Source organism: Microbacterium horticulturae (assembly GCF_029094505.1).
In the GTDB taxonomy this organism is placed as follows: Bacteria; Actinomycetota; Actinomycetes; order Actinomycetales; family Microbacteriaceae; genus Microbacterium; species Microbacterium horticulturae.
In genome coordinates this window covers 2,064,463-2,084,269 of record NZ_CP119108.1, presented here as the reverse complement: position 1 = coordinate 2,084,269, position 19,807 = coordinate 2,064,463, and the positions used below count along the sequence as shown (strand labels likewise).

The 19,807-nt window shown below is 68.3% G+C and carries 20 protein-coding genes; 14 read left to right on the top strand and 6 right to left on the bottom strand.

Features of this window, described 5'->3' with window-relative positions; all coding sequences use genetic code 11:
* The first annotated feature begins 13 nt into the window (after nucleotides 1–13).
* From PU630_RS10065 to PU630_RS10035, 7 genes are all read left to right on the top strand, one after another.
* Nucleotides 14–838 (top strand): ABC transporter six-transmembrane domain-containing protein, encoded by an 825-nt coding sequence (locus tag PU630_RS10065; RefSeq protein WP_275276942.1) that lies wholly within the window; start codon nucleotides 14–16, stop codon nucleotides 836–838.
* Nucleotides 839–870: 32 nt separating this feature from the next.
* Complete coding sequence (wecB, locus tag PU630_RS10060) at nucleotides 871–2,181, top strand: non-hydrolyzing UDP-N-acetylglucosamine 2-epimerase (RefSeq protein ID WP_275276941.1); 1,311 nt, start codon at nucleotides 871–873, stop codon at nucleotides 2,179–2,181.
* Nucleotides 2,178–3,506: a glycosyltransferase family 2 protein gene (locus PU630_RS10055; RefSeq protein WP_275276940.1), complete on the top strand. Its 1,329-nt coding sequence runs from the start codon at nucleotides 2,178–2,180 to the stop codon at nucleotides 3,504–3,506. The genes wecB and PU630_RS10055 overlap by 4 nt, the downstream gene beginning before the upstream one ends.
* 62 nt (nucleotides 3,507–3,568) lie before the next feature.
* Nucleotides 3,569–4,804, top strand: coding sequence for an alanine racemase (locus tag PU630_RS10050; protein ID WP_275276939.1), 1,236 nt, complete (start codon nucleotides 3,569–3,571; stop codon nucleotides 4,802–4,804).
* Nucleotides 4,801–6,114, top strand: a complete 1,314-nt coding sequence (locus PU630_RS10045) for a D-arabinono-1,4-lactone oxidase (protein ID WP_275276938.1) — start codon at nucleotides 4,801–4,803, stop codon at nucleotides 6,112–6,114. Before PU630_RS10050 ends, PU630_RS10045 begins: the two co-directional genes overlap by 4 nt.
* Before the next feature lie 82 nt (nucleotides 6,115–6,196).
* Nucleotides 6,197–6,763: a LemA family protein gene (locus PU630_RS10040; protein WP_275276937.1), complete on the top strand. Its 567-nt coding sequence runs from the start codon at nucleotides 6,197–6,199 to the stop codon at nucleotides 6,761–6,763.
* A gap of 11 nt (nucleotides 6,764–6,774) precedes the next feature.
* Nucleotides 6,775–7,671, top strand: a complete 897-nt coding sequence (locus PU630_RS10035) for a M48 family metallopeptidase (protein WP_275276936.1) — start codon at nucleotides 6,775–6,777, stop codon at nucleotides 7,669–7,671.
* Here PU630_RS10035 and PU630_RS10030 read toward each other — a convergent pair.
* On the bottom strand, nucleotides 7,668–8,579 hold the full coding sequence (locus PU630_RS10030; protein ID WP_275276935.1) for a hypothetical protein: 912 nt from the start codon (nucleotides 8,577–8,579) through the stop codon (nucleotides 7,668–7,670). The genes PU630_RS10035 and PU630_RS10030 overlap by 4 nt on opposite strands.
* A gap of 110 nt (nucleotides 8,580–8,689) precedes the next feature.
* On the opposite strand from PU630_RS10030, the gene PU630_RS10025 reads away from it, so the two are divergent.
* Nucleotides 8,690–9,829 carry an AI-2E family transporter gene (locus PU630_RS10025; protein WP_428982005.1) on the top strand — a complete coding sequence of 380 codons (1,140 nt, stop codon included), beginning with the start codon at nucleotides 8,690–8,692 and terminating at the stop codon, nucleotides 9,827–9,829.
* Complete coding sequence (ilvA, locus tag PU630_RS10020; protein WP_275276933.1) at nucleotides 9,826–11,052, top strand: threonine ammonia-lyase; 1,227 nt, start codon at nucleotides 9,826–9,828, stop codon at nucleotides 11,050–11,052. Before PU630_RS10025 ends, ilvA begins: the two co-directional genes overlap by 4 nt.
* Before the next feature lie 5 nt (nucleotides 11,053–11,057).
* Here the strand turns inward: ilvA and greA are convergent, their stop codons facing one another.
* Nucleotides 11,058–11,549: a transcription elongation factor GreA gene (greA, locus tag PU630_RS10015; protein WP_275276932.1), complete on the bottom strand. Its 492-nt coding sequence runs from the start codon at nucleotides 11,547–11,549 to the stop codon at nucleotides 11,058–11,060.
* A gap of 91 nt (nucleotides 11,550–11,640) precedes the next feature.
* The gene (locus tag PU630_RS10010) at nucleotides 11,641–12,036 is read right to left on the bottom strand and encodes a DUF4307 domain-containing protein (protein ID WP_275276931.1); all 396 of its coding nucleotides are present in this window, start codon (nucleotides 12,034–12,036) and stop codon (nucleotides 11,641–11,643) included.
* A gap of 62 nt (nucleotides 12,037–12,098) precedes the next feature.
* On the opposite strand from PU630_RS10010, the gene PU630_RS10005 reads away from it, so the two are divergent.
* Entirely contained in the window at nucleotides 12,099–12,398 is a 300-nt protein-coding gene (locus PU630_RS10005; protein WP_275276930.1) for a hypothetical protein, read from the top strand.
* A gap of 22 nt (nucleotides 12,399–12,420) precedes the next feature.
* Here PU630_RS10005 and trhA read toward each other — a convergent pair whose 3' ends face one another.
* Nucleotides 12,421–13,113 (bottom strand): PAQR family membrane homeostasis protein TrhA, encoded by a 693-nt coding sequence (gene trhA / locus PU630_RS10000; protein WP_275280071.1) that lies wholly within the window; start codon nucleotides 13,111–13,113, stop codon nucleotides 12,421–12,423.
* A 132-nt stretch (nucleotides 13,114–13,245) separates the two neighbouring features.
* On the opposite strand from trhA, the gene PU630_RS09995 reads away from it, so the two are divergent.
* The 4 genes from PU630_RS09995 (at nucleotide 13,246) to PU630_RS09980 (ending at nucleotide 17,523) form a co-directional block, all read left to right on the top strand.
* Nucleotides 13,246–14,031: an isoprenyl transferase gene (locus PU630_RS09995; RefSeq protein ID WP_275276929.1), complete on the top strand. Its 786-nt coding sequence runs from the start codon at nucleotides 13,246–13,248 to the stop codon at nucleotides 14,029–14,031.
* 46 nt (nucleotides 14,032–14,077) lie between these two features.
* On the top strand, nucleotides 14,078–15,199 hold the full coding sequence (locus PU630_RS09990) for an aminotransferase class V-fold PLP-dependent enzyme (protein WP_275276928.1): 1,122 nt from the start codon (nucleotides 14,078–14,080) through the stop codon (nucleotides 15,197–15,199).
* A gap of 176 nt (nucleotides 15,200–15,375) precedes the next feature.
* Entirely contained in the window at nucleotides 15,376–16,749 is a 1,374-nt protein-coding gene (phoH2, locus tag PU630_RS09985) for an RNA 5'-3' helicase PhoH2 (protein WP_428981946.1), read from the top strand.
* 99 nt (nucleotides 16,750–16,848) lie between these two features.
* Entirely contained in the window at nucleotides 16,849–17,523 is a 675-nt protein-coding gene (locus PU630_RS09980; RefSeq protein ID WP_275276927.1) for a hypothetical protein, read from the top strand.
* Nucleotides 17,524–17,593: 70 nt separating this feature from the next.
* Here the strand turns inward: PU630_RS09980 and PU630_RS09975 are convergent, their stop codons facing one another.
* A complete protein-coding gene (locus PU630_RS09975) occupies nucleotides 17,594–18,250 on the bottom strand; it encodes a response regulator transcription factor (RefSeq protein WP_275276926.1) in 657 nt (218 codons plus the stop codon).
* Nucleotides 18,247–19,782 (bottom strand): sensor histidine kinase, encoded by a 1,536-nt coding sequence (locus PU630_RS09970; protein WP_275276925.1) that lies wholly within the window; start codon nucleotides 19,780–19,782, stop codon nucleotides 18,247–18,249. The genes PU630_RS09975 and PU630_RS09970 overlap by 4 nt, the downstream gene beginning before the upstream one ends.
* Nucleotides 19,783–19,807 lie beyond the last annotated feature (25 nt).

Here is a 19,807-nt window from a genome sequence, read left to right as displayed (position 1 = left end):
GTAGCCTTCCGGCATGCTTTCGATGCTTCGTCGCCGGGGGTGGCGGGTCGCGATCTCCCTCATCCTGGTGGCGATCGAGGCCGCGGTCGGCGTGGTCGTGCCGTTCGCGATCGGTCTTGCCGTGCAGGACTGGGTGGAAGGCTCGTCGCGCGGGGTGATCTTCCTCGCGGCGACCGGCGCGATCGGCACCGCCGCTGCGGCGATCCGGCGACTCCACGACGTGCGGTTCTACGGTGCCGTGCGGCTCGATGCGACCCTTGGCGTGACGGAACAGCACACCGCACTGTCGGTCAAGGCGGCACGTGTCGCCATGCTGGGCGAGGTGGTCGACTTTCTCGAGTACTCGCTCCCGGACGTGGTCGCGAGCGTCCTGGCGTTCGTGGGCGTGCTCATCTTCCTCGCAACGCTCGACGTCGGGGTGTTCATCGCGGCGCTCATGGTTGCGGCGGCAATCGCCGCGGCATACGCGTTCACGACATCGCGAACGCTGCGTTTGAACCGCGCGTACAACGACGAAGCCGAACGCCAGGTCGACGTCCTCGGCCGGTCCGAGGCGCCGGATGTGCGCCGCCACATCAGCCTGCTCAACAGCTGGATGGTCAAGATGTCGGACTTGGACGTGGTCAGCTTCGCGATCTCGGGCGTCCTCGCGACGGCCCTGCAGGTCTACGCCGTCATCGTCGCTTCGGGACGCGAGATGGAGGTGGGATCGGTGCTGTCTCTCGTGATGTACGTCGTGGAGTTCTCGATGCTGGCCGCGATCCTGCCATCGGCGTGGCAACAATATCTCCGTCTGAGAGATATCCTTGCGCGCCTGCGCGCGCCCGTCGCAGGGTGACATCGGCCTCGTGCTTCACTACCGTCGAAGACATGCATACCGAGCCGTCGAATCAGCGCCTTCGCGCGGTGTTCATCGTGGGGACGCGACCCGAGGCCATCAAAATGCTTCCCCTCATCGTCGCGATGCGCGACAGCACCCACTTCGAACCTGTCGTGGTCTCCACCGGCCAACACGCGGAGATGGTGGCTGCGGTGCTGTCGATCGGCGACATCCGACCGGACGTGGAGTTCGAGCTGCCCACCGGCCCGCGTTCGCTCAACGACCTCTTCGCTTTCATCCTCACCCATCTCGAGGACTACCTCGGCGAGCGCTTCGGGCCGCCTTTGCCGCCCGCAGAAGCCAGCTATGAGAACGGCTATCCCGCTGCCTGCTTCGTGCACGGCGACACGACGAGTGCGGCGGCGGCTGCGCTCGCAGCCTTTCATCTGCACCTTCCGGTCGTGCATGTCGAGGCGGGGCTGCGCACGTCGAACACGCTGTCTCCCTTCCCGGAAGAGCTGAACAGGCAGCTCATCTCGCGGATCGCCGCGCTGCATCTTGCGCCGACCAACCGCAATAAGGCGAACCTCATGAGTGAGGGCATCCCCTTCGGGCGCGTGTTCATCACCGGCAACACGGCCATCGACGCATTGCACCTGGCCGCGTCCGACGACACCCGCTTCGAAGACGCACGGCTGGCCGACCTCGACGCCGCGCACCCTCCACGGGTCGTCGTCGTCACAGCGCATCGGCGTGAGAACTGGGGGAGGCCCCTGGAGCGCGTCGCCGACGCGGTCGCACAATCCGCGCAGGAGTACCCCGACGTGAGGTTCATCGTCGCGCTCCATCCCAATCCGGCCGTCAGCGGCATCCTCACCTCCCGGCTCGCCGACTGTCCGAACGTGACCCTCGTCGCGGCGATGAAGTACGTGGAGTTCGCGCACCTGCTGAAGCTCGCGACGCTGGCGATCACGGATTCCGGCGGAATCCAGGAGGAGGCGCCCGCTCTGGGCACGCCCGTCATCTGCGTGCGTGAGACTACCGAACGGCAGGAGGGGGTGGATGCCGGGACCGTCGAACTGGTCGGGACGTCGACGGAGCGGATCACGGCTGCTGTCCGATCGCTGCTCGACGACCCCGACGAGCTGCGTCGCCGGAGCCGCAAGGCGAATCCCTACGGTGACGGCAACGCATCGGTGCGCATTGTGGCGGCTCTCGAGCACATCATCTTCAACGCTCCTGCACCGGCGCCGTTCGGGCCTGGCTTCGAGCGCAACACCGTCCTTGCCGCGGGAGGCAGCGATGACCCCGCCGAGAGCGGGTGGGTGGCGTCCTGGCCGTTGCCTGCAGAGGATGGATGAGCCCGATGCTCGATCTCTATGGGAACGCACCGGTCTGGAGCCAGGTGCTCGACTGGATCGTCCTGGTTGTGATCGTCTCTTCGGCGGTGTCCCTGATCACGCTGCTCGTCGTGGCGGCGCGCTACCGGCAGCTCGCGCGTCGGCGGGTGGGGGCGCACGGTCTGCGCGATGAGAGCGAGTTCCTCTGGGTGTTCCTCGTGCCTGCGCTCAACGAGGAGGTCACGATCGCCGACAGCGTCTCGAGGCTATGCACGACCGAGGCGACGCACGCGGTCTTCCTCGTCATCGACGACGGGTCCGACGACGACACCGCGCGCATTCTGGCCGGCCTCGACGACCCGCGACTGCGCGTACTCGCCCGTACGGCACCGGATGCGCGTGTCGGAAAGGCGGCCGCCCTGAACGCGGCCTACCAGCACCTGCGCGAGCGCGTGCTCGCCGAGCCGTCGTTCAGAGGATGGGGCGACGACGACGTGATCGTGGCGGTGGTCGACGCCGACGGCCGCGTCGACGCACACGCGCCGACCGCCGTCAGCCTGGACTTCAGCGACCCCCGTGTCGGCGGCACCCAGCTGCTCGTCGAGATCTACAACCGGCGCACCCCGCTCACCTGGGCGCAAGACGTCGAATTCTCGTCGTTCGGGCGCGTGTTCCAAGCCGGCCGGTCGTGGTGGGGCACAGCGAACATGGGCGGGAATGGTCAGTTCACGCGGTTGGCCGCGCTCCGCGCCGTCGACGACGGGCGCGGGCCATGGCGCGATCGCCTCACCGAGGATCAGGACCTGGGCGTGCGCATGATCCAGGCGGGCTGGCGGGGCACGCAGAACAACAGCGCACGGGTGCGCCAGCAGGGGCTCAACTCGCTGCGGCGGCTGTACCGGCAGAGGGTGCGGTGGGCACAGGGCAACTGGCAGGCGCTGTCTCTGTTGCGCGGAGTCGGGCGTCCCTCGTTGAAACTCTTCGGACTGATGGACTGCGTCTTTTACCTGCTCACGCCCGCGCTGCAGCTGGTCACCGGCGTCGCCTTCGTCACGGCCATCGTCCTGTGGACGCTGGGTATCTCACCGTACGAATCGTCGATGTGGTGGGTGATCCTCCTCTTCGCGATGCTGGCCTTCGGACCCGGGCTGATCACGATGCTGATGCGTGCGGGGCGCTGGTACACGGCGCCGTTGGCGGTGATCCTGGTGATTCCGTACCTCGTGTATGCCTGGATCGTGTTCCCGGTACTCGCGGTCGCACTGATCCGACAGCTCGCCGGGCGCACGTCGTGGGCGAAGACCGCACGCGAGAGCATCGCGGAGCAGACCCCCGCGGAGGTGTGATCGGAGGGTCGGCAGCCGTTCTATGCTGGACGGGACGTCGAAGCGCGAAGGAGCCCGAACCGATGAGCCTCGACCTGCTCGCGGCACCCGACACCGCCGCCCGACCGTGGGACGACCCCGCGCCGTACTGGCGTGCGATGACGGATGCCGTCTCCGACCTCTCCGGCGCTGTCGCCGCCATCAACGTCGCCGCGCTGCGCTACAACGCTCTTGACATGGTCGTACGCGCCGGCGGCGTACCGATCCGCGTGGCGAGCAAGTCCGTGCGTGTGCGCGAGGTGCTCGACGCGACCCTCGCGCTGTCGGGATACCGCGGCATCCTCGCCTTCACCCTGCCCGAGGCGCTCTGGCTGGCCCAGACCGGGCACGATGACATCGTCGTCGGCTATCCGACCGCGGATCGCGCGGCCATCGCGCGGCTGTGTGCGGATGAGGATGCCGCATCCCGGATCACCCTCATGGTCGACAGCCTCGATCAGCTCGACCTCGTGGACGCGGTTGCCGCACCGGGAAGGCGGGCGCGCTTGCGGTTGTGCATCGACGCCGACGCGTCGTGGCGCGCACCCGGCCTGGGCCACATCGGCGTCCGGCGCTCGCCGGTGCACGAGGTTGCCGAGGTCGCGACGCTGGCGCGTGCGATCGTCGGACGGGATGGTTTCGCCCTCGTCGGTCTGATGATGTACGAGGCACAGATCGCCGGGCAACCCGACAAGGACGGCGCGTCCGACCCTGTGATCCGCTGGATGCAACGCCGGTCGGCTGAGGAGCTGCTCGCGCGCCGCGCCCGGATCGTGGGTGCGCTCCGTGAGATAGCGTCGCTTGAGTTCGTCAACGGCGGCGGAACGGGTTCTCTGGAGCTGACGGCGTCCGACCAGGCTGTCACCGAAGTCACCGCCGGCAGCGGCCTGCTCGCCGGGCATCTCTTCGACCGCTACCGCATTTTCGATCCGGCACCGGCGGCCGCCTTCTCGCTCGAGGTCGTCCGCAGGCCCACGGAGTCCATTGCGACGGTGCTCGGTGGCGGGTGGATAGCGTCGGGGCCCCCGGTCGCGTCCCGGCAGCCGCTGCCGGTGTGGCCGCAGGGTCTGCGCACGCTGGGCCGCGAGGGCGCCGGTGAAGTGCAGACACCTCTGCAGGGTGAGGCTGCGCGTTCGCTGCGCGTCGGCGACCGGGTGTGGTTCCGCCATTCCAAGAGCGGGGAGCTCGCGGAGCGCGTCAACGCGTATCACCTCATCGAAGCGGATCGCGTCGTCGGCGAAGCGCTGACCTACCGCGGGGAAGGAAGGGCCTTTCTGTGACTCGACCGGGCGGCGAATGGCGCAACTGGGGACGATCGGCACGCATCCGGCCGCAGCGGGTGGAATATCCGAACAGCACCGACGCGGTGCGCCGCGCGGTGCAGTCGGCGGCGCGGGTGGGGCTGGCGGTCAAGGCGGTCGGCGCCGGGCACAGTTTCACCGGCATCGCCGCGGCGCCGGGAGTGCTGCTCGACCTGCGTGACCTGTCAGGGGTCGTCCGGGTCGACCGCGAGCGGGAGCAAGTGACACTGCGTGCCGGCACCCACCTGTACAGCATCCCGGCGCTGTTGCGCCCCTACGGGCTCGCGATGGAGAACCTCGGCGACATCGACCGGCAGACGATCGCGGGCGCCATCTCGACGGGCACGCACGGCACCGGCGCGCGGTTCGGCGGCATCGCCACTCAGGTGGTGGGGGCCGTGCTTGTGACCGCGGATGGCGAGCTGCTCACCGTCGACGACGAGCATGAACCCGAGCTGCTGCCCGCGGTGGCGCTGGGCTTGGGCGCCCTCGGCGTCCTCGTCGAGGTCACGCTCCAGTGCGTGCCGGCCTTCGTGCTGCACGCCGTGGACGAGCCGGGGCCGCTCGCAGAGGTACTCGACTCGATTCCGGCACGCAGCGCTGACGCCGACCATTTCGAGTTCTACTGGTTCCCGCACACCGACGTCGGGCTGACCAAGACGAATACCCGGCTGCCCAGGACCGCACCGCGGCATCCCCTTCCGGCAATGGCGAAGTGGGTGGACGAAGAACTGCTCTCGAACGCCGTGTACGGCGCTGTCTGCGCGGTCGGCACCGCCGTGCCGGCCGTCGTGCCGTCATTCTCGCGGCTCGCGGTCACGCTGACCGGAGACCGGGAGTACACCGACTGGTCGGACCGCGTGTTGACGCAGCACCGCGGGGTCCGTTTCCGCGAGATGGAGTACGCCCTGCCGGCCGAGAACGTGCGAACCGCCTTCGATCGGCTGCGCGCGCTGATCGATGAGCAGGGATGGCGGATCTCGTTCCCCGTCGAGGTGCGCTTCGCCGCAGCCGACGATCTGTGGCTGTCGACCGCCTACGGCCGTGACAGCGCCTACATCGCCGTGCACCGGTATTGGCGCGAGAACCCCAGCGACTACTTCGAAGCCGTCGAGCAGATCATGCTCGAGCTGGGCGGGCGCCCGCACTGGGGAAAGATGCACACCCTCGATGCGCGCGTCCTGCGCGATCGGTACCCGCGTTTCGACGACTTCGTCGCGCTGCGGGATCGCCTCGACCCCGACCGACGGTTCGAGAACTCTTATCTCCACCGTGTCCTCGGTGAGTAACGGCTGAGAGTACCCCCGGCCGTGCCGGCCGGTTCGTGGCCCCCGGTTAGGATGGGACAAATCGAACGGAGAGTTCCCTGCAATGGAATGGCTGATCCCGGTAATCGTCGTCGTCGCAGTGATCCTCATCATCGGGATCTACCTGTGGGCCACCTACAACTCCCTCGTGCAGTTGAACGTGCGCGTCGATGAGGCCTGGAGCGACATCACGGTGCAGCTCAAGCGTCGTGCAGACCTGTTGCCGAACCTCATCGAGGCGGTGAAGGGGTATGCGGCCCACGAGAAGGCCGTGTTCGAGAACGTCACGCAGGCGCGCGCGGAGACGCTGAACGCGTCGGGTCCCGCCGATGCGGGCGTCGCCGAGGGGCACATGCAGCAGGCGCTGAAGTCGATCTTCGCGGTCGCCGAGGCCTACCCGCAGCTGCAGGCGAGCCAGAACTTCCTCCAGCTGCAGCAGAACATCGTCGACACCGAAGACAAGATTCAAGCGTCGCGTCGGTTCTACAACGGCGGAGTGCGCGAGTTGAACACGAAGATCAAGGTGTTCCCGAACAATCTGTTCGCGCGCAACCTCGGCTTCAACGAACGCGAGTTCTTCGAGGTCGTCGACGGTGCGGCCATCGCCGAGCCGCCCAGGGTCCAATTCTGACCTTCTGACCGTTGTACTCGGCGATCGCGCGCAACAAGCGCAACACGTGGTTCATCCTCATCGCCTTCGTCATCCTGCTCGGGCTGCTCGGTGCTCTCATCGGATGGCTGGCAGGCAACAACTGGTGGATCACCGCCTTCATCCTGTTGTTCGCAGGCGGGTACGCGACGGTGCAGTATTTCAACGCCGACCGGCAGGCCATCGCGCTGTCGGGAGCCTTCGAGGTCGACAAGCAGAGTGCTCCCCGGTACTACCGGCTCGTCGAGAACCTCTGCATCACGACGGGGACCCCGATGCCGAGGCTCTACGTCGTCGAAGATCCCGCGCCCAATGCGTTCGCGACGGGGCGCGACCCCGAACACGCGGCGATCACGGTGACGACGAGCCTGTTCGAGATCATGACCGATCGCGAGCTCGAGGGCGTTCTCGCACATGAGCTCGGGCACATCCGAAACTACGACATCCGGGTCTCGATGATCGTCTTCGGCCTCGTCGTCGCCGTCGGCATCATCGCCGACATCCTGCTGCGGATGACGTTCTTCGGCGGTGGACGTCGCAACAACAACGGGGGCGGGGGGCAGGCGCAGCTCATCTTCCTGCTGCTCGGCATCGTCGCGGCCATCGTCGCCCCACTGCTCGCGGGCGTCGTGCAGGCGGCGATCTCGCGTCAGCGGGAGTACCTCGCCGACGCCACGAGCGCGATGACCACGCGCGACCCCGACGGCTTGGCCTCGGCGCTGAACAAGCTGCAGACCCATGGCCGTCCGCTGCAGAAGGCCAACACCTCGATGGCGCATCTGTGGATCGCCGATCCGCTCCGACCCAACGCTCTGCAGCGGATGTTCTCCACGCACCCGCCGATCCCCGACCGGATCGAGCGCCTGCACACGATGGGCGGCGGCTTCTAGTCCACGTGCAGTGACATCGTCGTGCCGTCGAAGACGATGCGACCGCGCAGCGCCCAGTCGTCGGTGCGATAGGTGATGGTGCGGGATGCCCCGTCCCAGGCCTCGCCCCGGGCCGTGGCCGTGATCCGCCCACCCGTGGCCGCGAACGTGCTGCCGTCCCTGGCCAGCCTCACGGCGGGACGTCGATCGATACGGAAATCGAGTCGCTCGAGGGTGCGCAGGTCGGCCGCCCAGGGCACTCGCAGTCCGCAGTGCGCAGGGACGACGGCGGTGGATGCCGCGCAGCGGTCCTCATACGTCGCCAGCTGTTGTTGCGCCCTGTCCGTCGCGCCGGCGGCGAACGACACCTGCAGCTTCGCGGTGACCGGCGTCGCGTTCGTCACCGCGACGTGGGACCGGCCAGAGAGCAGATCATCGGGCAGCGGCGTGATCTGATACTCGGCGGGCAGGAGCATGACCGGTTCACCGGCGGGGGTCGTCGCCCTCCCCACCCGGACGGCGTCGCCGAGAGTGGGCGTGACGGTGAGGGTGCCGAGGAAGTCTCCGTTCAGACGGTAGTCCCGGCCGTGGCGGGCGAGCAGGAAGCCCACGGTGACCTCGTCGCCCGCCAGACGCGCGGTGGCGCGCACGCTCCCGTCGTCGCGGATCGTTTCAATCCGAGCATGCGTGATGTGAGCAGAAGCGCCCTGGAACGCGTCGCCGATGCGGGCCCGCTCGTCAGCGGACAGCGAGGCGCCCTCCATCATCGAATCGAGAGTGTCGGCGTCGCCGGTCTCCAGAGCATGCAGGTACTGCTCGGCCGTATCCTGCAGCGACGGCGGACGCAGCATCCACCATCCGGCGACAGCAGCGCCCGCAACGACGACCGCCGCGGTTGCGGTCAGCGCGATGACGGTGCGGGTCTTCACATGATCACGCTACCCGCCGCGCCGACCAGGTCTCCTGTCGTGCGCGGCCATAGACTGGCCGGGTGGCACAGTCCGACGGCACCCCGCGGCCCTCGCTGCGCGAGGCCTTGATGCAGCGCATCGTGAGCACCGAGTCGAGTGCGACAGTCCCGAGCGGACTGCGCATCGCCGCCGCCTTCGCGTGGCGACTGCTCGTGGTGGCCGCGGCACTGGCGCTCGGGATCTGGCTGATCATCGAACTGAAGCTCCTGGTCATCCCGCTACTGGTCGCGATCCTCGTCACGGCGCTGCTGTGGCCGGCATTCGCGTTCATGCTGCGTCACCGGGTGCCCAAGGTGCCGGCGATCGTGATCTCCGTGATCGGCACGCTGGCCATCGTCGCCGGGCTCATGTGGCTCGTGGGCTGGCAGATCGGGGCGCAGTGGGCATCGGTGCGAGAGCGGACGGCGGGTGCCATCGATTCCCTGCGCCAGGGCCTCGTGACCGGGCCGCTGGGACTCACCGAAGCGCAGATCGACGACATGCTGCATCAGCTCGGGCAGTTCCTGCAGCAGCAGGCCGATCTGCTCTGGTCGGGGGCGCTGGCCATCGGCAGCACCGTCGGGCACATCGGCACCGGCTTCGTGCTCTCGGTGTTCATCCTCCTCTGCCTGCTCACCGACGGCGCCGGCATCTGGCGGTGGACCGTGCGGCTGTTCCCGAAGCAGGCGCGCGTGGCCATCGACGGCGCGGGGCGCGCCGGGTGGAACACGCTCGTGAACTACGCGCGCACGCAGCTTCTCGTCGCGACCATCGACGCTGTCGGCATCGGGCTGGGCGCATTCCTGCTCGGTGTGCCGCTGGCGGTTCCGGTGGCCGTCCTCGTCTTCCTCGGTTCGTTCGTCCCCATCGTCGGGGCCGTCGTCACCGGGATCCTGGCCGTCTTCCTCGCGCTGGTCTACAACGGCTGGTGGATAGCGTTGTGGATGCTGGTGGTCGTGCTCGGCGTGCAGCAACTGGAAGGGCATGTGCTCCAGCCGGTGGTCATGGGCTCGGCGGTCAAGGTGCATCCGCTGGCGGTCGTGCTCGTGGTGGCCGGCGGCGCCATGATCGCGGGAATTCCGGGTGCGCTGTTCGCGGTGCCGCTCGCGGCGTTCATCAACGTCGTCGCCGTGTACCTCAGTCACAAGGCATGGAAGGGCGATGCCGCCCTCGAAGACGTCGATCTCATCTGGAACACGGTGCCCCGCACCAGGAAAGGCAGCGCATGAGTGCACTCACCCTCGCCGACTTCGAAGACGCAGCTTCGGCGCTGAGGGGGGTGATCGCCGAAACGCCGATCGATCAGTCGCTCTACCTGTCGGAACTGCTCGGCGTGCCCGTGCATCTGAAACTCGAGAACCTGCAGCGGACCGGCTCCTTCAAGGTGCGCGGCGCCAGTTACCGACTCTCGCGGCTGACCGCAGAGGAACGCGCGCGCGGGGTCGTGGCGGCCTCTGCCGGCAATCACGCGCAGGGCGTCGCCCTCGCCGCGCAGCAGCTCGGGATCGCCGCCACGATCTTCATGCCGCTGGGCGTGCCGGTGCCCAAGCTCCTGGCCACCCGCGGTTACGGTGCCGACGTCGTGCTCGAGGGGACCACCGTCGAGACGCCGCTGCGGCTCGCCGCGGAGTTCGCCGAGCGCACCGGCGCGGTGCTCATCCACCCGTACGATCATCTCGACGTGATCACCGGACAGGGCACGCTGGGCCTCGAGCTGTGGGACGCCCTGCCCGACCTCGACACCGTGATCGTCGGCATCGGCGGGGGCGGGCTGATCTCCGGCGTCGCCGCGGCCGTGAAAGCGCGCGCAGCCGCCGAGGGGCGCACGGTACGGGTGATCGGCGTCCAGGCGGCCAATTCCGCCGCCTATCCGCCTTCTCTGGCCGCGGGACACCCGCTGGAGGTCGCCACGACTCCCACGATCGCAGACGGTATCGCGGTCGCACGCCCGGGCGACATCACGTTCGATCTCGTGCGCGAGCTCGTCGACGAGGTCGTCACCGTGACCGAGGACGACATCGCCCGTGCCCTGCTCGTGCTCCTGGAACGCGCCAAGCAGGTCGTCGAGCCCGCGGGAGCAGTCGGCGTCGCGGCGATCCTCGCCGGCAAGATCGAGGCATCGGGCACGACGGCGACGATCCTGTCGGGCGGCAACATCGACCCGTTGCTGCTGCAGCGCGTGGTCGCACACGGGCTCGCGGCGTCCGACCGGTACATGTCCCTGCGCATCCCGCTGCCCGATCGCCCCGGCCAGCTCGCGCTCGTCTCGGAGCTGCTCGCCCAGGCCGGCGCGAACGTCATCGAGGTGCTCCACACGCGGCACGGTCAAGGACTGCAGATCAGCGAGGTGGTCCTGCAGCTGAGCGTTGAGACGCGCGGGGCCGAGCACCGCGCGCTCGTCATCGACACGCTGCGCGGGGCCGGTTTCGACCTCGAAGTCGTCGAAGACTGACGGGGTCAGCTGGGGGAGTAGGTCTCGACCTTGACGATCTCGACGGCGATCTCGCGCCCGTTCGGCGCGGTGTAAGAGGACTTCTCGCCCTCTTTGAGCCCGATGATCGCGCTGCCCAGCGGTGAGGCCTCGCTGTAGACGTCGAGGTCGCCGCCCGCGGCGATCTCGCGGCTGCCGAGAAGGAAGACCTCTTCGTCGCCCGCGACGATCGCGGTGACGACGGTACCGGGCTCGACCACGCCGTTGCTGGCGGGGGCCTCGCCCACCACGGCGTTCTTCAGAAGCGCCTGCAGCGTGCGGATGCGGGCCTCCTGCTTGCCCTGCTCGTCCTTGGCGGCGTGGTAGCCGCCGTTCTCTTTGAGGTCGCCCTCTTCGCGCGCCGCCTCGATACGCTTCGCGATCTCCTCTCGACCGGTCGTCGAGAGGTGCTCGAGCTCGGCAGCAAGACGGTCGTAAGCCTCTTGCGTGAGGAAGGTCACCGCAGCATCGTCGGACACGTCTTCTCCTTCGGTCGATGTGGACTGTCGTCTCACCGGATAAGCCGAGACGCCCCGGCACCCTGCCGGAGCGTCTGTTTCTGCAGGTACCCTATTCCACCCAGCAGGCGTTCACCAAACCCGTCGTCGCCACGCCGATCGTCGGAATCGTCTCGCGGTACGCGTTCGTGTGCTGATCGGACGCAGGGAGGTGCACGACCTTCCACCCCACGATGCCGTGGTCTTCGTCATCGGCCTCCAGAACGCACACGACGCCGCTGTCGTGGGCCGAGGTGACCTGGAACGACACCGTGACCGTACGTGCGTCGACCACTTCGTAGCCGGTTGCCGTGGCATCCACCGACGACGATGTGCTGCCCCATGCCATCCAGATGAGAAGCGCGCCCACGATCACCGCGACGACGACCCCGATCGTCCATGCCCACGCGCGCGCGTGCGGAGAGCGCGTGCGGCCATAGCGATCGTCGAGCATCTGCTGCGTGGTCATCGCGGCTCCGTGGGGAATAGGCTGGAAGTCCAGGCTAAGCGCTCCGCGCGGAATGGGGAAAAATGCACGCTGCGATCGCCGCTCTCGCGATCCTCGCCGACGTCACGACCACCCCGAGCCCGTCCGGTACGCCCGATGCGTCCACAGTGACGCCGGGGCCGTGGGGCTTCATCGTGGTCGCCGTCCTCGCCGTGGCCGTCATCCTGCTGCTCTGGGACATGCTGCGGCGCATCCGGCGTGCACGCTATCGGGCGCAGGTGCGCGAAGAGCTCGACGCCGAGCAGGCGGAAGGGGCCGAAGCCGCGCGAGCCACCGAGACCGATTCCGAAGACGTCGACGCCTCCGGCGACGACCGGGAGTGATCCGCTGCGGTCGCGGCGACCGTCACCCGAGGTGGAACGCCGGGTGCAGAGCGATCAGCAGGGACGCCGTCCAGTGGCAGAGGAACGCGAGCACGGTGCACACGTGGAAGATCTCGTGGAATCCGAAGCGACCGGGCCACGGATTGGGACGCTTGAGCGCATAGACCACCGCACCGACGGTGTACAGGATGCCGCCGACGATGACCAGCACCATCATGGGAACACTCGCCTGGAACAGCGGAACGATGTACATGATCGCAGCCCAGCCGAGAGCCAGGTACAGGGCGACGTAAAGCCACCGCGGCGCGTTGATCCAGAACACGCGGAACAGGATGCCGAGGACCGCGCCCGTCCATACGATCGAGAGCAACAGCACAGTCTTCTGCGTGGGCAGTGCCAGGACGGCCAGGGGCGTGTATGTGCCGGCGATGAGCAGCAGGATGTTCGCGTGGTCGATGCGCTTGAGCACGGCCTTGGTGCGGGGCTTCCAGTTGAACCGGTGGTACAGCGCCGAGTTGCCGAACAGCAGCAGCGACGTGGCCATGAAGACTGCACTGGCCCACTTGGCCGGGGCGCCCTCCGCAAGGACGATGAGGACGATGCCGACGGCGATGGCGACCGGGAACGTGCCCGCGTGGATCCATCCGCGCCAGGTGGGTTTGATCTCCTCGGTGGCATCGGCCTTCGCCGCGTCCAGCAGCGGCAGCTGCGGCATCTCGGCCTCTCCGTCGGCCGGAGGGGGCGAGGTGTCGGACGGTCGGCTGCGGCGGCTCATCCTCCGAGCCTAGGGCGTCGCGCATGCCGCGACGGGAACATAGGAGATGCGCCGGAGCGGTAGCGTGGTCTCGTGACGTCCGAGCGGTCGAACCCGGGGCAGGGGCCCCTCTACCGGCTGTACATCAGCCGGTTGCGCAGGCAGATCCCACCCGAGTCGGTGCCCGGCCATGTCGCCATGATGATCGACGGGAACCGGCGGTGGGCGCGACAGCTCGGGTACCACTCCGCCGCCGAGGGGCATCGTGCGGGCGCTGCCAAGATGCGCGAGTTCTTGGAGTGGTGCGATGCCGTCGGCGTGAAGGTCGTCTCGCTGTATCTGCTGTCGCTCGACAACCTGCGCAAACGCGAGCCGCAGGAGCTCTCTGACCTCATCGAGATCATCGCGGAGCTGGCCGACAGCCTGTCACGTGTCAAGAACTGGCGCGTGCAGCACGTCGGGCGTCGCGAAGCCGTGCCGGCGGATCTGGCGCGGGTGCTCGCCGCGGCGCAGGAACGCACGAGCGGCAACGACGGCTTGCACGTGAATCTCGCGGTCGGGTACGGGGGACGAGGCGAGATCGTCGATGCTGTGCGCAGCATCATCCAGCAGCACGACGAGCGCGGCGGCACGCTCGAAGAGCTCGCAGCCAGTCTCACGCCCGAGCAGATCGGCGAGCACCTGTACACCGGCGGGCAGCCCGACCCCGACCTCGTGATCCGCACCTCGGGGGAGCAACGGCTGAGCGATTTTCTGCTGTGGCAGTCGGCGCACAGCGAGTTCTACTTTGTGGAGGCGCTCGGCCCCGATCTGCGCGAGGTCGATTTCCTTCGGGCGATCCGTGACTACGCGGACCGGGAACGACGATTCGGCGGGTGAGCGCGCAGCAGGCTGAGATGTGGCCAGACCATGCCACAATGACACCGTGAGTGATCTGGAAGCCTACATCTCGTCGTTCGAGGCGGAACCCGGCTATCTCGACTGGGCGGCGTTCGGCCCCCTCTCGCCGCGCGTGCGCGATGAGATGCATGCTGACGCCGAGCTCCTCGGCACCGGGCGGCGCTCGAGCATCGACCTGGTGCGCGGACACTCCGACGTCGCACGCCGGCTGTTGGCGGAGCTGCTCGGCGCCGACGTCGCCGAGGTGACGCTGCAGCCGTCGACCTCGTACGGCCTGATGCAGGCCCTGTACGGGCTCCGCGGTGGAGTGCTCGTCTCCCGTGGCGAATTCCCCAGCCTCACCGTCACCGCGACCCGGGCGGCGGCGGTGCGAGACGACCTGCGGGTGCAGTGGATGGAGCCCGACGGTGGATTCGTGACTCCCGACACGGTCCGGTCCGCGCTCACCGACGAGACCACAGCGGTGGCCGTGAGCCTGGTCGACTTCCGCACCGGATACCTGGCCGACCTCGGTGCGCTGCGCGACGTCGTCGGCGACCGGCTGCTCATCGTCGACGCCATTCAGGGGTTCGGGGTGACCGATGCGGACTATGCGGCGGCGGACGTCGTCTGCGGCAATGGTTACAAGTGGCTGCGCGCGGGCCGGGGCGCCGGGTGGGCTCGCTTCACGTCCCGCGCACTGGAGCGACTCGAACCCGTCTTGTCGGGCTTCTCCGGAACCGAGGTGGACCTGCCCGTCGACGAGGTGCCGAACGTGGCGCCCACGGCCCGTCGATTCACCGTGACGGCCGACGACATGCTCGCGGCGGGACGTCTTGCCACCGGCTTGGAGGAGGTTCGGGATGCCGGAGTGCCGGCCATCGCGGACGCCGTGGCCGACCGAGCCGATGAGATGATCGCGTACGCGGACGAGCACGGCATTCCGGTGGTCACCCCGCATGAGCGCGAGAACCGCGCGGGCATAGTGGTGCTGCGCCCCGAAGCGGCCGACGTCTCGGCGCTCTCGGCGGCACTGGTGAACCGCGGCGTCACCTTCACCGCGCGCGCGGGGTCGGTGCGTCTGGCCGCGCACGCGGGCACCGGCGACGACTCGATGCGTCTGCTGGTGGAGGCGCTCGGGGCCTTCTCGACCTATCGCGCCCGCTGACCGTCACGAAGAGTTAACGCGCCGTTGGCGTGTCGAGTCCGCGCGGAGCCGCAGCGGCGTCGTACGTTCATGGCATCGGGCAAGGTGCCCGGTCGAGTCGACCGATCGGATCGCGACTCGTGGCCCCGGGTCGACTTGTGGGAGCCGGGACGGACGTCCCGGGTCAGGAGCAGGTTGTGACCACTCGAGCCCTGCAACAGGAACAGTCCCGTACCCAGGCACCCGCCGCCGATGGCGGGGCACCGGTGACCCGCGACACGGCGTTGCGCACGTACGTGCTGGACACCTCTGTGCTGCTGAGCGATCCGCGGGCGCTGTTCCGCTTCGCGGAGCATTCCCTGGTCATCCCCGTGGTGGTCATCACCGAGCTGGAGGGGAAGCGGAACGACCCTGAGATCGGCTACTTCGCCCGTCAGGCGCTGCGCCATCTCGATGATCTGCGCGTCGAGCACGGTCGTCTCGACTACCCGGTTCCCGTGGGCGACGGGGGCACGCTGCGCGTCGAGCTGACGAACATCGATTCCTCGGTCCTCCCGGCGGGTCTGCGACTCGGCGACAACGACACGCGCATCCTCGCCGTCGCGATGCACCTCATGGATGACGGGCAGGCCGTGACTGTGGTCTCCAAGGATCTGCCCATGCGCGTGAAGGCGGCATCGCTCGGCATCAGTGCCGAGGAGTACCTTGCCGAGCAGGCGCTGGACTCGGGATGGACCGGTATGGCCGAGATCGACGTCTCGGGCGACGAAGTGAGCGACCTGTACGAAGCCGAAGTGGCCGTCAGCGAGAGCGTGCGCGGTCTGCCGGTCAACACCGGCCTGGTGGTCCACTCCGAGCGCGGATCGGCGCTCGGACGCGTCACCGGCGACGGTTCGTTCCGTCTCGTGCGCGGCGACCGCGAAGTGTTCGGTCTGCACGGGCGCAGCGCCGAGCAGCGCGTCGCGATCGACCTCCTCCTCGACCCGGAGGTGGGCATCGTCTCGCTCGGTGGGCGTGCCGGCACGGGCAAGTCGGCGCTGGCGCTATGCGCGGGCCTGGAGTCCGTGCTGGAGCGACAGCAGCAGCGGCGCATCATCGTCTTCCGCCCGCTGTTCGCCGTCGGCGGGCAGGAGCTCGGGTACCTGCCCGGGGACGCGCAGGAGAAGATGAACCCCTGGGGGCAGGCGGTCTACGACACGCTCTGTTCGGTGGTCTCGGCGAACGTCATCAATGAGGTCATGGAACGGGGGATGCTGGAGGTGCTGCCCCTCACGCACATTCGGGGCAGGTCGCTGCACGACGCATTCGTCATCGTGGATGAGGCGCAGTCGCTGGAGCGCAACGTGCTGCTGACAGTGCTCAGCCGCATCGGACAGAACTCGCGTGTCGTGCTGACGCATGACGTGGGGCAGCGCGACAACCTGCGCGTGGGCCGGCACGACGGTGTGGCGTCGGTCATCGAGACTCTGAAGGGACATGACCTGTTCGGTCACGTTACGCTTGTCAGGTCCGAGCGCTCACCTATCGCCGCCCTGGTGACCGATCTGCTCGAGACAGGAGAACTCTCCTGATCACAACGTGAGAAGAGTCTCACCGTGGGGAGTCGTTCAACTCCGGTGTAAAGCGGCACGATGGAGGAGCGGGGCACTCTGCCGCGTACTGGAGGGAACGTGGACGCACGGACAGCGTTGTTGGCGGGCACAGGAGCGGCCGTCGCCGTCGCCGTCGCGATGACGTGCGGGGTTGCCGTCAGTTCTGCCGGCGCGCTCGCTGACAAGCCCGGCACGGTTCTGCGCGATTCCGCCGTCGTGGTGCCCGGAAGCCCCGCGCCGACGTCGCCGCCCGATGCGGACGACGGTGCTCCGGAGACGGTCGCCGCTCCCGCTCCGCGCGACATCGGCGGCACCCACAACGAGTCGGCGCCGACCAAAGAGACCGCGACCGCACCCGTCGCCGGAGAGCAGGGCGCGAACGACGCGTCGGAGCTGCCGGAGGCCGACTCGCCCGCGGGGCCGGACCACGATGCGGGGAGCACGGCCGGCGACCCGGCCACGAGTGCTCCGACCCGCACAACCGATGCATCGGCGTCAGACGACTCCGGCGACGATGCGGCGTGGATGGCGGAAGAAGGCACCCATTTCCGGGAGCGCATGCGTGAACTCGTCGAGCGATGGGAGAAGCGAGAGGCGAAGAAGAACACGCATGTGGGCGAACAGTTCACTCAGAAGGCACACAAAGATCCCTCCGCCGACACGACAGAGGAGAACTCCGGATCGGGGCATCCCCGTGACCGATCCGGATGGCAGAAAGGGCAATCGCACCGTTCCCCAGACGACCGCGATTGACGTGGTGGGACTCCCCACATGCCCGCCACCCCCACCCCCGGCGTCCCCAGCGCCGGGGGTTTCTGCATGTCTAGCCCCAGCGGTACCCGGCGCCGCGGACGGTGACGATGTGGTCGTGACCCACCTTGCTGCGCAGATACCGGACGTAGACGTCGACCACGTTCGAGCCGGGGTCGAAGTTCAGCCCCCATACCTCACGGAGCAGCCACTCTCTGCTGAGGACCTCTCCGGGATGTCGGAGGAACTGCTCGGCCAGGGTGAACTCCCGCGCCGACAGTTCCACGTCGTGTCCGCCGACCGTCGCACGACGGGCCAGGAGATCGAGTTCGACATCGTCCTGACGGAGGATGAAGCCGCGGCGGGGCGACGACTCGCGCAGCCGTGAGCGGACGCGGGCCAAGAGCTCTTCGAAGGCGAAGGGCTTGGGAATGTAGTCGTTCGCGCCCGATTCGAGGCCGTCCACGGTGTCGCGTGTGCTGGTGCGCGCCGTCAGCATGATGACCGGAAGCGTTGAGCCGTCTGCCCGCAGCGAGCGCAGGACCTCGAAACCGTCCATCTGGGGCAGGCCGATGTCCAGCAGGACCAGGTCGACCTCACCGGAGAGCGCGATCTCGAGGGCGCGGTCGCCCTCCTCCGCGAGCTCCGTCTCATACCCCGCGGACTCGAGCCCGCGGCGGATGAACGAAGCTATCTGCGGCTCGTCCTCCGCGATGAGGATCCGTGTCATTCTGCTGCCTCTCTCTGCAACACCACATCGCCCGCGCGTACCGGTTGCGGCAGCTGCGGTTCGGGAGTGCGCACCGGAATGCGCAGAACGAAGGTGGCGCCGCCGCCGGGGGTGTCGGCGATGTCACACGCCCCGGCGTGTGCCTTCATGATGGCATCGACGATCGCCAAGCCGAGGCCGGACCCGCCCACGGTGCGCCTTCCTCCACCGCGATCGAACCGGCGGAAGATGCGGTGCCGAGCTGCCGGCGGGATGCCGGGGCCGTGGTCGCGCACCCACAAGCGCACCTCGCTGGCCGATGCGGTGCTGCCGACCTCCACCGGTGCGCCGGCGGGCGTGTACTTCGACGCGTTGTCGGCCAGCTGCAGCCAGGCCTGCAACAGGCGGTCCGGGTCGCCGTACACCCGTGCATCGGCGATGGCATCGAGCTGCCAGGTATGTCCGGGGATCACCTCGATGAGCTCGCCGAAGCGGCGCGTCAGCTGCGCCACGTCGACCTCATGCACCGCGAGCGACTCCCCGCCCTCCACACTCGCGAGCATGTCGATGTCCTCGACGAGACGCGTCATACGATCGAGCTCGGCGATGCCCAGCGCGCGTGTGTTGTCGACGTCGGAGGGATCTGTGGCATCCATCAGCTCCAGATGGCCCCGCACGACCGTGATGGGCGTCTTCAGCTCGTGGCGCACGTCGTCCAGCAGCTGGCGCTGTACGTCGACCGAGCCCTCGAGTCTGTCGAGCATGGAGTTGACGGTGCGGGTCATGTCGGAGATGTCGTCGTTGCCCTGCGTCGGGATGCGGGTGCCCAGGTCGGAGATGGTGATCGCATCGGCGGTGTCGCGCAGGTGCTGGATGGGGGAGAGGAGACGTCCGGCGACGAACCAGCCGACACCGCCGATCGCCACCAGCACGGCGATCGCGGCGATGCCGTAGGTGATGATGGATGCCGTCACGGGAGCGAGTTCCGCACCGAGATCGACGGCGCGGATGTAGACGCCCGTGGCAGGGTCTCCGACCATGGTCACCGGGATCGCTATGTATCGGAGTGAGCCCTGGGGCGTGACGACCGTCCCGCGCACGGCCTTGCCCTTGCTCTTCGCCGTCTCGGCGAGCGCCCGGTCGATGAGAACGGTGTCGCCGGAGATGTCGAAGCCGCTGAGGGTACGCGGCTGATAGCGCGCGCGCCCGTCGATCAGCGCGACCGATGCTTCGTTCTGTGCGGGAACGAGGCGTGCGACGACGTCGTGCAGGTAGTCGGCGACGGAGGTGTAGTCGCCGACGTCGAGAACCTCGGTCGCGGTGGTGGCTGACGGGTCGGGGGTCGGGGCAGGTGTGGCGGGGACGTTCTCGGACGCCACGGTGCGCAGCGCCTCCACCTGCGACGTCAGGCGCAGATCGACGCCATCGATCACGCGGTGGCGCTGAACGATGAAGGTCACGCTGCCGACGATCGCCAGCCCCACGCACGCGACGGCGACGATCGCCCCCAGAATCCGGGTGCGCGCGGAGATGGGTCGGCGCGAGCGGTGCACGGTGCCATTATCGCCCCCGCCGGCC